The organism is Streptomyces sp. NPDC002490 (assembly GCF_040296045.1).
In the GTDB taxonomy this organism is placed as follows: Bacteria; Actinomycetota; Actinomycetes; order Streptomycetales; family Streptomycetaceae; genus Streptomyces.
In genome coordinates this window covers 1-13,684 of sequence record NZ_JBEOWM010000089.1, presented here as the reverse complement: position 1 = coordinate 13,684, position 13,684 = coordinate 1, and the positions used below count along the sequence as shown (strand labels likewise).

Genomic DNA, 13,684 nt, shown 5'->3' with positions numbered 1-13,684 from the left:
GGCATTCGCAGGGTGAGGTGGCGGCGGCGTGTGTGGCGGGTGGGTTGTCGTTGGAGGATGGTGCGCGGGTGGTGGCGTTGCGGAGTCGGTTGGTGCGGGGGTTGTCGGGTCGTGGGGGGATGGTGTCGGTGGCGTTGGGTGTGGGGGAGGTGCGGGAGCGGATCGCTTCCTGGGGTGGTGGGTTGTCGGTGGCGGCGGTGAATGGTCCGTCGTCGACGGTGGTGGCGGGTGATGCGGATGCGGTGGCGGAGTTGGTGGAGCAACTTGTGGGTGAGGGGGTGCGGGTGCGTCGGATTGAGGTGGATTATGCCTCGCATTCAGTGCATGTGGAGGAGGTTCGTGAGCGGTTGCTTGCTGAGTTGGATGGGATTGTGCCTCGTTCTGGTCAGATTCCGTTCTTTTCGACGGTAACGGGTGGGTGGTTGGACACGGGGTTGTTGGATGCGGGGTATTGGTATCGGAATTTGCGGGAGACGGTGCGGTTCGAGGAGGCGACTCGGGCTCTGTTGGGGGAGGGTTTCCGGTTCTTCGTGGAGCCGAGTCCGCATCCGGTGTTGTCGGTGGCGGTGGGGGAGTCGGTGGAGGCCGCGGGGGTGGACGCGGCGGTGTTGGGGACGCTGCGTCGGGGCGAGGGGGGCATGGAACGGCTGCTGCACTCCCTCGGTGAGGGGTATGTGCGGGGGGTGCCGGTCGACTGGTCGGGGATGTTCCCGGGGGGCCGGCGGGTCGAACTGCCCACCTACGCCTTCCAACACCGGCACTACTGGCTGGCGTCCCCCGACCCCGTCCCGACCTCCTCCGCCGTGGAAGACGGCTGGGACGACCTCGAAGGCCAGGACCCCGCCCGCTTGGCCGGTGAGCTGGGGGTCCGCCGCGACGCGCTGGACGAGGTCCTGCCCGCCCTGGCGGGCTGGCGTGCCGCCCGAGCCCGTGAACGGCGTGCGGACTCCTGGCGGTACCGCGTCTCCTGGGTGCCGCTGTCGACCGTTCCCCTGGACGGTCTGGTCGGCCGCTGGCTCGTCCCGCGCCCCGAGGGCCCCGTCGCGGACGCCGTCCTGGAGGCACTGCGCGGCAACGGGGTCGACCTCGTCGAATGCCCCGTCACCGACCCGGGCGCGACCCGGGAACAGCTGGCCGCGCTGCTGCTGAAGGCCGCGGGGGAGGAGCCGATAGCCGGGGTGCTCTCCCTGTTGTCCTGGGAGCAGCGCCCGCACCCCGAGCACCCCGATCTCCCCGGCGGTCCGGCGCTGACCCTCGCACTGGCCCAGGCCCTGGAGGACGCCGGGATCGACGCCCGGCTGTGGGTGCTGACGACCGGCGCGGCCGTGCTGGGCGGCTCGGAGCGACCCGGGCACGTCGGCCAGGCGGCGTCCGCCGCGCTGGGCCGGACCCTGGCACTGGAACACCCGCACCGCTGGGGCGGGCTGGTCGACCTGCCCGAGGTGCCGGACGAGCGGGCCGTCCGCCGGTTGTGCGCGGTGCTCGCGGGAGCCGTCGCCGACGAGGAACAGGTGGCCGTGCGGTCCACCGGGGTCCACGGACGCCGACTGCGTCCGGCACCCCCGCGGGTTCTGCCGACCGACGCCCCGGACGCCGGGGCGCAGTGGGATGACGCGGTTCGACACGGCACCGTCCTCGTCACCGGAGGGACCGGCGGGGTCGGCTCGCACACGGCGCGCTGGCTCGCGGGCCGAGGCGCGGCGAGACTGCTGCTGGTCAGCCGACGCGGTGCCGAGGCACCCGGTGCGGACGCACTGCGGACGGAGCTGACGGCGCTGGGCGCCGAAGTGGCCTTCGCGGCCTGTGACGTCGCCGACCGCGAGGCACTGGCGAACCTGGTCGCGGACACTCCGGCGGAGTACCCGCTGGTCGCCGTCGTCCACGCGGCCGGCGTCCTGGACGACGGCATGCTGGCGGCCCTGGACCCGGCGCGGCTCGCGACCCCGTTGCGCGCCAAGCTGACCGCCGCGCAGCACCTCCACGAGGTCACCGCGGGGCTCGACCTCTCCGCCTTCGTGGTGTTCTCGTCGGTGATGGGCGTCGTCGGCAACGCCGGTCAGGGCAACTACGCGGCGGCCAACGCCGCGGTGGACGCCCTGGTCGCGGCCCGCCGGGCCGCGGGGCTCCCCGGAACGTCGGTGGCCTGGGGCGCCTGGTCCGGGCCCGGCCTGTTGGCGGACGGCGTCGCCGAACGACTGCGGGACTTCGGCATGCCGGTGATGGAGCCCGAGTCGGCGGTCACCGCGATCGGGCGGGCGCTCACGGAGGACGACGCCCTGGTCCTGGTGGCCGACGTGGACTGGCGGCGCTTCGCCGCCGCCACCGGACTGCGGTCCACGGCCCTGCTGGACGGGATGCCGGACCCCGCCGCGGTGACGGCCGCACCGGACACCGCCGCGGCGCCGCCCGCCCGGGCCGGCGACACCGCGGAGGAGCTGCGGCAGCGGCTGGCCGTCCTGCCCCGTCACGAGGACCGGCTCCGGACGCTCACCGAGTTGGTGCGCACCCATGCGGCGCTGGTGCTGCGCCACCCGGACGCCGGGGCGGTGCTGCCGGGGAAGGCGTTCTCCACGCTCGGCTTCGACTCGCTGACCTCGGTGGAACTGCGCAACCGGCTCGCCGGCGCCACCGGACTCGGACTGCCGACCACCGTCCTGTTCGACCATCCCACGCCCACCTCGCTGGCCGGGCGACTGCTCACGGAACTGGGCCTGCCGGACACCGCCCCCGAGACCCCGGCGGGCACCGCCGGCGCCGAAGCCGCGGCCGGCGCGCCCGACCACGACGAGCCCATCGCCGTCGTCGGCATGGGCTGCCGCTTCCCCGGCGGGGTGGAGCGCCCCGAGGACTTCTGGCGACTGCTGGCCGAGGGCACCGACGCCGTCGGCGACTGGCCGTCGAACCGGGGCTGGGACACCGAGCGGCTGTACCATCCGGACCCCGACCACCCCGGTACCACGTACAGCAGACAGGGCGGCTTCCTGCACCAGGCGGCCGAGTTCGACGCGGAGTTCTTCGGGATCTCGCCGCGGGAAGCGCTGGCGATGGACCCCCAGCAGCGGCTGCTGCTGGAAACCTCCTGGGAAGCGGTGGAGAACGCCGGCCAGGACCCGTCCGCGTTGAAGGACCGTCGGGTCGGCGTCTACGTCGGCACCAACGGCCAGGACTACCCGGCGCTGTTGGAGGACGCCGAGGGGATCTCCGAGGGACACCTGCTGACCGGGAACACGGCCAGCGTGCTCTCCGGGCGGCTCTCCTACGTCCTCGGCCTCCAAGGGCCCTCGCTGACCGTGGACACGGCGTGCTCGTCCTCGCTGGTCGCCCTGCACCTGGCCGTGCAGGCGCTGCGGCGGGGCGACTGCGAGCAGGCCCTCGCGGGCGGGGTGACCGTGATGAGCACGCCCAAGCTCTTCGTGGAGTTCAGCCGGCAGCGCGGACTCGCCGGCGACGGCCGGTGCAAGGCGTTCTCCGCGGACGCGGACGGCACCGGCTGGGGCGAAGGCGCGGGCGTCCTGCTGCTGGAACGCCACTCCGACGCCCTGCGTCACGGCCATCCCGTGCTCGCGCTGATCAGCGGCACCGCGGTGAACCAGGACGGCGCCAGCAACGGGCTCACCGCCCCCAATGGACCCTCCCAGCAACAGGTGATCCGGGCCGCCCTGGCCGATGCCGCGCTGCGCGCCGACCAGATCGACGCGGTCGAGGCCCACGGCACCGGCACCGTGCTCGGCGACCCCATCGAGGCGCAGGCGCTCCAAGCCGTCCACGGTCAGGACCGGCCGGCCGACCGCCCGTTGTGGCTGGGCTCGGTGAAGTCGAACATCGGCCACACCCAGGCGGCTGCGGGGGTGGCCGGGGTGATGAAGATGGTGTTGGCGATCCGGCACGGCGAACTTCCGGGGACCCTGCACGTCGCCGCGCCGAACCCGCACGTCGACTGGTCCGGCGGCGAGGTGAGGCTGCTCACCGAGCGGACGCCCTGGCCGCGCGGCGACGAGCCGCGCCGGGCGGGCGTGTCGTCGTTCGGCATCAGCGGGACCAACGCGCACGTGATCGTCGAGCAGGCGCCCGCCCCGGCCGCAGCGCCGCACCCGGCGCCCGCGGCCCCCGCCCGTCGCTCCCGGGTGACCGTACCGCTGCTGCTCTCGGCCCGGACCCCCGAGTCCCTGCGGGCGCAGGCCGAGCGGCTCCTGGCCCGGCTCGACGCCGACCCGGGCGTCGAACTGGCCGACGTCGCCCACTCGCTGGCCGCGGGACGGGCCTCGTTCGAGCACCGTGCCGCCGTCCTGGGGCGGGACCGCGGCGCGGTCCGGCGCTCGTTGACGGCGCTGGCCCGGGGCAGGAGCTCCGCCTCGGTGCTCACCGGCGGAACCGGACACCCCGGTCGGACCGCCTTCCTCTTCCCGGGCCAGGGCAGTCAACGGGTGGGCGCGGGCGCCGGACTGTACCGCGAGGACCCGGTGTTCGCCGACGCCCTCGACGAGGCGCTCACCGGGCTCGACCCGCACCTCGACCTGCCGCTGCGCGACGTCCTGTTCGCCGCACCCGGCACCCCCGAAGCGGAGCTGCTCGAACGCACCCGCTACACCCAGCCCGCCCTGTTCGCCCTGGAGACGGCGCTGTTCCGGCTGGTCCGGCACTGGGGCGTACGGCCCGACCTGCTGATGGGGCACTCGATCGGCGAACTCGCCGCCGCCCACGCGGCCGGCGTCCTCGACCTGAGCGACGCCTGCGCCCTGGTGGCGGCCCGGGGACGGCTGATGGACGCACTGCCCGACGGCGGCGCGATGGTGGCGGTGGAGGCCACCGAGGAGGAGGCGCGGCAGGCGCTCCAGGACCACCGGGCCGGCGCGGAGGACGGCACGGGCGCCGTGGACGTCGCCGCCGTCAACGGACCCACCTCCGTGGTGCTGTCCGGCGACGGCGAGGCGGTGCACCGCCTCGCCCGCTCCTTCCGCTCCCTCGGGCGACGCACCCGGAGCCTGAGCGTCAGCCATGCCTTCCACTCCGCCCGGATGGACGGGATGCTCGACGAGTTCCGGCAGGTGGCCGAAGGACTGACCTACCGCACGCCCACGGTCGCCGTCGTCTCCAACCTGACCGGGCGGACGGCCACCGCCGAGGAACTCCGCTCGCCGGACTACTGGGTGCGCCATGTGCGGGGCACCGTCCGCTTCCTCGACGGCGCCCGTCGACTGCGGGCCGAGGGCGCCACGACCTTCCTCGAAGTCGGGCCGGGCGGCGTCCTGTCCGCGATGGTGTCCGGCTGCCTGCCGGACCCCGAGGAGTGCGGAACGGTGCCGCTGCTGCGCGACGGCCGCGCGGACGTGGGCGCGGTCCGCACGGCCCTCGCCTCGCTGCACCTGCGCGGCGTCCAGGTGGACTGGTCGGCCGGCGGGGACGGCACCCCCGTCCGGCGGGTCGACCTGCCCACCTACCCCTTCCGGCGCCGCCGCTTCTGGCCCGAAGCGGCGCCCACCCCGGTCGTCCCGTCCTGGCGCTCCCGGCGCGGCGCCGAAGCCACCGGACCCGGCCGCTACCGCATCGACTGGACGCCGCTGGCCCCGCCCGCCCCGACCCGGCTCTCCGGACGGTGGCTCCTCGTCGCCCCGGACGGTCCGGGCGCCGAGGACACCGCCTCCGCCTGCGAACGGGCCCTCGCCGCACACGGCGCCGAGGTGGCGGTGCTCCGGGTCCCGGCCGACGAGGACCGCGCCGAACTGACCGCTCGGCTCCGGGAGTCCGGTGACCTCACGGGCGTCCTGTCGCTGCTGGGCCTGGCCACCGGCCGCCACCCGCGGCTGCCCGCGCTCGACGCCTCGCTGAGCGGTTCCCTGCTGCTGCTCCAGGCCCTGGGCGACAGCGGCACCACCGCACCGCTGTGGTGCGCCACCCGGGGCGCGGTGACGACGCGGGGCACCGGACCGGTGCATCCCGAGCAGACCCAGGTGTGGGGACTGGGGCGGGTGGCCGCACTGGAACACCCCGACCGCTGGGGCGGCCTGGTCGACCTGCCGGAACGCCTCGACGCATCCGCCACGGACGGGCTGTGCGCGGTGCTGGCCGGGCTGGACGGGGAGGACCAGGTGGCGCTGCGGCCGGCCGGCCCGCTGGCCCGCCGGCTCGTTCCCGCACCGGCGGCCGACGCCCCCGCGGGCCCGGCCTGGACGCCGCGGGGCACGGTCCTGGTCACGGGAGGCACCGGGGGCCTCGGCGCCCAGGTGGCGCGCTGGCTGGCGGACCGGGGCGCGGAGCACCTGGTCCTGCTGAGCCGGCGCGGCCCCCAGGCGCCGGGAGCCGCCGAACTGGCCGCCGCCCTGGCCGAATCGGGGGCCCGCAGCACGGTGCTGGCCTGCGACGTCGCCGACCGCGCGGCGCTGGAACACGTTCTGCGGCAGCTGCACGACGCGGGCGACACGGTCCGTGCGGTGGTGCACGCGGCGGGGCTCACCACGGACACCGCGATCGCGGACTGCACCCTGGAGGAACTGGCCGAGCGGACCGCGGCCAAGACCCGCGGCGCGACCCACCTCGACGCCCTGTTCCAGGACCCCGAACTGGACGCCTTCGTCCTGTTCTCCTCGATCTCCGCCACCTGGGGGAGCGGCGGCCAGGGCGCGTACGCGGCGGCCAACGCCCACCTGGACGGTCTGGCCGCCGCCCGCCGCGACCGGGGCCTCACGGCGACCTCGGTGGCCTGGGGCCCCTGGGCCGGCGCGGGCATGGCGAACGGGGAGGTCGGCGACGCCCTCCGCCGCCACGGGCTGGTGCCGATGGCCCCCGCGTCGGCGCTCGCCGCGCTCGGCCTCGCCGTGGCACGGGACGAGGCCGAACCGGTGCTCGCCGCAGTGGACTGGAGCCGCTTCACCCCCACGTTCACCTCGGTACGGCACAGCGCCCTGCTGCGCGCGCTGCCCGGGGCGGCGGACGGCGACTCCCCGGCGACGGGGGCGCCCGGCGCCCCGGACCCGGAGGGCGACCCCTCGTGGCGGCGCAGGCTGGAGCACCTGCCCGCGCCGGAGGGCCGCAAACTGTTGCAGGAACTGGTCAGGGACGAGGCCGCCGTCGTCCTGGGCCACGAATCGGCCGGCGACCTCGCCCTGGATCGCCCGTTCCGCGAGATGGGCTTCGACTCGCTCACCGCCGTGGAACTGCGCAACCGGCTGGTCGCGGCCACCCGCCTGCCGCTGCCCGCCACGACCGTCTTCGACCATCCGACGACGGCCGCCCTCGGCAGCCACCTCTTCGCCGAGTTCCGCGGTGCGGAAGCCGTCGCCGCGGACGGCCCGCCCGGGCCCGCCCCGGTGGCCGCGGCCCCCGGGGAACCGTTGGCGATCGTCTCCATGGCCTGCCGCTTCCCCGGCGGTGTCGGCTCCCCCGAGGACCTGTGGCAGCTGGTGACCGACGGGGTGGACGCGATCACGGCCCTGCCGACCGACCGCGGTTGGCCGTTGGACGCGCTGTACGACCCGGACCCCCTGCACCCGGGAACCTTCGCCACCACCGGAGGCGGCTTCCTGGACGGGGCCGCCGAGTTCGACGCGGAGTTCTTCGGGATCTCGCCGCGCGAGGCGCTGGCGATGGACCCCCAGCAGCGGCTGCTGCTGGAGACCAGCTGGGAGGCGCTGGAACGGGCCGGCCTCGACCCCTCCTCGGTGCGCGGCAGCGAAGGCGGCGTCTACGTCGGCGTCGCCGCCCAGGGCTACGGCGCCGGGCCGCAGGACCCGGCCGCCGAAGCCGAGGGGCACCTGCTCAGCGGCACCGTGACCAGCGTCGCCTCGGGCCGCATCGCCTACACCCTCGGCTTGAACGGCCCCGCCGTGACCGTGGAGACCGCCTGCTCCTCCTCCCTGGTGGCACTGCACCTGGCCGGGCAGGCGCTGCGCTCGGGGGACTGCTCGTTCGCCCTGGTCGGCGGTGCGGCGGTGATGGCCAGCCCGGACGCCTTCGTCGAGTTCAGCCGGCAGCAGGGCCTGTCGCCGGACGGCCGTTGCCGGTCCTTCGCCGAGGCAGCCGACGGCACGGGCTGGGGCGAGGGCGTGGGCGTGCTGCTGGTGGAGCGGCTCTCCGACGCGCAACGCCTGGGGCACCCCGTGCTCGCCCTGGTACGGGGCACCGCGGTCAACCAGGACGGTGCCAGCAACGGCCTCACCGCGCCCAGCGGCCCCGCCCAGCAGCGGGTGATCAGGGCTGCGCTCGCCACCGCCGGGGTGCGGGGCACCGACGTCGACCTGGTCGAGGCGCACGGCACCGGCACCACCCTGGGCGATCCCATCGAGGCCGAGGCGTTGTTGGCGACCTACGGTCAGGACCGTTCGGTGGAGCGGCCGTTGTGGTTGGGGTCGTTGAAGTCGAACATCGGGCACACCCAGGCCGCGGCGGGGGTGGCCGGAGTGATCAAGACGGTGCTGGCCCTGCGGCACGGGGTCCTGCCCCGCACCCTCCACGTGGACCGGCCCACCCCGCACGCCGACTGGTCGGCGGGGGCCGTCGAACTGCTCACCGAAGCCCGCGACTGGCCCGCCACCGGCAGACCGCGCCGGGCCGGGGTGTCCGCGTTCGGCATGAGCGGCACCAACGCCCACGTCGTCCTGGAACAGGCGCCGGAACCCGACACGGAGACCGAACCGGCGGACGGCCCCGGGCACGCGCCCGCCTCCGTGCTGCCCTGGGTCCTGGCCGGCCGCACCGCGTCCGCACTCCGGGACCAGGCGGTCCGACTGGACGCCCACCTCGCCGCCCGCGCCGCCCTGCGCCCGGTCGACGTGGGCCGCTCGCTGGCGACCACCCGGTCCGCCTTCGAACACCGGGCGGTGGTCATCGGCGACGGGAACCCCGCGCTGTCGGCCGGGCTCGCCGCCCTGGCCGCGGGCACCGCGGACGCCCCCACCGGCGACGCCCTCGTCGTGTCCGGCGCCGGCCGCGTCGTCGAGGGGCGCACGGTGCTGGTCTTCCCCGGCCAGGGCTCGCAGTGGGCCGGCATGGCCCGGGACCTGCTCGCCACCAGCCCCGTCTTCCGGGACCGGCTCACCGCCTGCGGCACCGCCCTGTCCGCACACGTCGACTGGTCGCTCCTCGCGGTCCTGGAGGAGGCGCCCGACGCGCCCTCGCTGGAACGGGTGGAGGTGGTGCAACCGGTGCTGTGGGCGGTGATGGTGTCGTTGGCCGCCCTCTGGGAGTCCTGGGGCGTCCGGCCGGACGCCGTGGTCGGCCACAGCCAGGGCGAGATCGCCGCCGCCGTGGTGGCGGGGGCGCTGACCCTGGACGACGGGGCCGCGGTCGTCGCCCTGCGCAGCCGCGCCATCCGGGCGCTGACCGGACTCGGCGGCATGGCCGCGGTGTCCCTGCCGCAGGACCGGGCCCGCGCCGAGATCCGCCCGTGGGGGGACCGGCTGTCGATCGCCGCCGTCAACGGGCCGGCCGCCGTGGTGGTCTCCGGGGAGGCGACGGCGCTCGCGGAACTGCTCGCCCACTGCACGGCGCACGGCGTGCGGGCCAGGGCCGTGCCCGTGGACTACGCCTCCCACTCGGCGCAGGTCGAGCGCATCGAGACGGAGGTGCGGGCGGTTTTGGCGGGCGTGCGTCCGGTCACGAGCCGGGTGCCGCTGTTCTCCACGGTCACCGGCGACTGGCTGGACACCGCACTCATGGACGCCGACTACTGGTACCGCAACCTCCGACGGACCGTCCGCTTCGACACGGCCGTCCGCGCCCTGGCCGAACAGGGCCACGAGGTGTTCCTCGAAGTGTCACCGCACCCCGTGCTGACCATGGCCGTCCAGGACGCCGTCGAGGACCTCGCCGCCGGAGAACCGGCGGTGGTCGTCGGCACCCTGCGCCGGGACGACGGCGGGATGCGCCGGGCCCTGGCCTCGGCCGCCGAACTCTGGGTGTCGGGGGCGGCCGTCGACTGGGCGGCGGTGTTCGCGGGCACCGGGGCCCGCCCGGTCGGCCTGCCCGGATACCCCTTCCAGACGCAGCGCTACTGGCTGGAACCCGAGGCGCCCGGTCCCGCGGAGCCGGGCCACGACGATCCGACCGGCACCGCCTTCTGGCACATGGTCGAGCACGCGGCCCCCGCCGAGGTCGCCGCCCACCTCTCCGTCGACGAGCACGCCCTCGACCGGGTGCTGCCCGCCCTGCGCGAGTGGCGGCAGCAGCAGCGGGACGGAGCCGTCCTCGACTCCTGGCGCTACCGCATCGACTGGCAGCCGCTGCCCGACCCGGTGGCCGCCCCCACCACCGCCGGGACCTGGCTGGTGGTGCTGCCCGCCGGCCACGGGTCCGAGGAACGGACCCCCGGCCCGGTCCTGGCCCTCACCGAGACCGGAGCCTCGGTCATCACGGTCGAACTCGCCGCGGACGACGTCCGCCGCGAGCGACTCGCGGACACGCTCACCGCAGCCCTCGACGGCCGCACCCCGACCGGAGTGCTGTCGCTGCTGGCGCTGGACGCCCGCCCGCACCCCGCCCACCCCCAACTGCCCACGGGCACCGCACTGACCGTCGCCCTCGTCCAGGCGCTCGGCGACCTCGCGCACACGGCGCCCCTCTGGTGCGCCACCGACGGGGCCCTGTCGACGGGCGACGACGACCCGGTCCGGGAACCCGCCCAGGCCATGGTCTGGGGCACCGGACTGGTGGCGGCGCTGGAGGCGTCCGGGCGCTGGGGCGGACTCATCGACCTGCCGGCCGACCTCGACGCCCGCGCCAGGACCCGGTTCGCCGCGGTACTGACGGCCACCCCGGGCGAAGTCGGCACCGGCGGCGAGGACCAACTCGCGCTGCGCCCCACCGGTCTCCTCGCCCGTCGACTGCGCCACGCCCCCTGGACCGGCGGGACGCGGAGGTGGAAGCCCCGCGGAACCGTACTGCTCACCGGCGGCACCGGAGCGGTCGGCCCGCACATCGCCCGTTGGCTGGCCCGCAGCGGCGCCGCCCACCTCGTCCTCCCGGGCCGCCGCGGCCCCGAGGCACCCGGCGCGGAGGAACTCGCGGCGGAACTCGGCGAACTCGGCGTGCGCCTGTCGCTGCCGGTGTGCGACCTCGCCGACCGGGACTCCGTCGAGGCGCTCCTCACCGGTCTGGAAGCGGCCGGCACCCCGGTCACCGCGGTCTTCCACGCCGCCGCCTTCATCGCGCTCGCCCCCCTGGACCGCACCCCCCTCTCCGCCTTCGAGCAGATCGTCGCCGCCAAGGCCACCGGAGCCGGGCACCTCGACGCCCTGCTCGACCGGGAGTTGGACGCCTTCGTCCTGTTCTCCTCCATCGCCGGAGTCTGGGGCAGCGGCGACCACGCCGCCTACGCCGCGGCCAACGCCTACCTGGACGCCCTGGCCCAGCACCGCCGGGCCCGTGGCCTGACCGCCACCACCATCGACTGGGGCGTCTGGCAGGCGGAGAACCCCTGGCAGGACCGCATCGCAGGTGAGGACGCCGACCTGTTCAAACTGGAGCAACACGGCCTGCCCCGGATCTCCCCCGACCTCGCCGTGAGCGCCCTGCAACAGGCGCTGGACGACGACGAGACCCTGCTCGCCGTCGCCGACGTCGACTGGGAGCAGTTCGCGGCCGTGTTCACCTCCGGCCGTCCCAGCCCGCTGCTGACGGGAGTCCCCGAGGCCCGCCGCGCGCTGGAACGGCCGGCCAACGACGGTGCGGCCCAGGCGCCCGCAGCCCGGGCACTGCGCGAACGGTTGGCCGCACTGGGCACGGCCGAACAACAGCGCCTGCTGCTCGACCTGGTCCGCACCCATGCGGCGGCCGTGCTCGGTCACGGCGCGGCGGACGACATCCGGCCGGGCAAGGCGTTCCAGGACATGGGCTTCGCCTCGCTCACCGCCGTGGAACTGCGCAACCGCCTGAACGCCGCCACCGGCCTCCGTCTGCCGTCCACCCTGGTCTTCGACCATCCGTCGCCCACCGCGCTCGCCGCGGAGATCCGCGCCGAACTGCTGGGTCGCCAACGGCCCGCCACGCCGGAACCGGCCGCCCGGGACGCCGTCGCACCCGAGGACGACCGGATCGCGATCGTCTCCATGGCCTGCCGCTTCCCCGGCGGGATCGGCACCCCGGAGGACCTGTGGCGGCTGCTCGCCGAGGGTGGCGACGCCGTCTCGGAGTTCCCCACCGACCGCGGCTGGGACCTCGAAGCCCTCTACGACCCGGACCCCGACCACCCCGGCACCTCGACCACCCGCCAGGGCGGCTTCCTGCACGACGTCGCCGAGTTCGACGCGGAGTTCTTCGGGATCTCGCCGCGGGAGGCGGTGGCGATGGACCCGCAGCAGCGACTGCTGCTGGAGACCAGCTGGGAAGCGATCGAACGCGCCGCCATCGACCCGGTGGCCCTGCGCGGCAGCCGCACCGGGGTGTTCACCGGAGTCAACTACGCGGACTACGCCGCCGTGGTCGCACAGGCCGGCGAGGGCGACGGACACCTGCTCACCGGTAGCGCGCCCAGCGTGGTCTCCGGCCGGGTGGCGTACACCCTGGGCCTCGAAGGCCCCGCGGTGACCGTGGACACGGCCTGCTCGTCCTCGCTGGTCGCGATGCACCTCGCCGGCCAGTCCCTGCGCGCCGGTGACTGCTCGCTGGCCCTGGTCGGAGGCGTCGCGGTGATGGCGACCCCCGGCGCCATCGTCACCTTCTCCCGCCAACGAGGACTCGCCGAGGACGGACGCTGCAAGGCGTTCTCGGACGGTGCCGACGGAATGGGCATGGGCGAGGGGGCGGGCGTCGTCCTGCTGGAGCGGCTCTCCGACGCCCGGCGCAACGGCCACCCGGTGCTGGCGGTGGTGCGGGGCTCGGCGGTGAACCAGGACGGTGCGAGCAACGGCCTCTCCGCACCCAACGGCCCCTCCCAACAGCGGGTGATCCGGGAGGCGCTGATCGCCGCCGGGGTGACGGCCTCCGAGGTGGACGTGGTGGAGGCGCACGGCACCGGCACCACCCTCGGCGATCCCATCGAGGCGCAGGCCCTGATTGCCACCTACGGCCAGGAACGGCCTGCCGACCGACCGCTGTTGGTCGGTTCCCTCAAGTCCAACCTCGGTCACGCCCAGGCCGCCTCGGGCGTGGCGGGCGTGATCAAGACCGTGCTGGCGATGCGGCACGGACAGGTGCCCGGCACCCTCCACGTCGACGAGCCGTCCCGCCACGTCGACTGGACGCGCGGATCGGTGGCCCTGGCGACCGGGCTGCGGCCCTGGCCGGACACCGGCCGCCCGTTCCGGGCGGGCGTGTCCTCCTTCGGCCTGAGCGGCACCAACGTCCACACCGTCCTGGAGCAGGCGGCCCCCCGGGACGAGGCCCCGGAGCCCGCACGGGAGCACGGTGCGCCGGTGGTGCCCTGGCTGCTCTCGGCCCGGAGCCCCCGGGCCCTGCGGGACCAGGTCGACCGCCTCGACCGCCACCTGGACGACAGGCCCGAGCTGGATCCGCACGACGTCGGCCTCTCGCTGAGCGCGCGCACGGCCTTCGAGTACCGGAAGGCTCTGGTCGGGGACGGGGAGCAACTGCGTTCCCTGCTGCACGGGTTGGCCGGCGAGCAGACGGATGGGCTCCCCGGGGTGGGCCGCGCGGTCGACGGTCGTACGGTGTTGGTGTTTCCGGGTCAGGGGTCGCAGTGGGTGGGGATGGCTGCGGGGTTGTTGGGTGAGTCGGAGGTGTTTGCGGGGCGGTT

Annotated in this window: 1 protein-coding gene; it reads left to right on the top strand. The window is 75.4% G+C overall.

The genetic code is table 11. The annotated features are described in order from the left end of the window. Nucleotides 1–13,684: type I polyketide synthase (locus tag ABT092_RS30130; RefSeq protein ID WP_502968538.1), on the top strand; the 13,684-nt coding region annotated here is incomplete at both ends.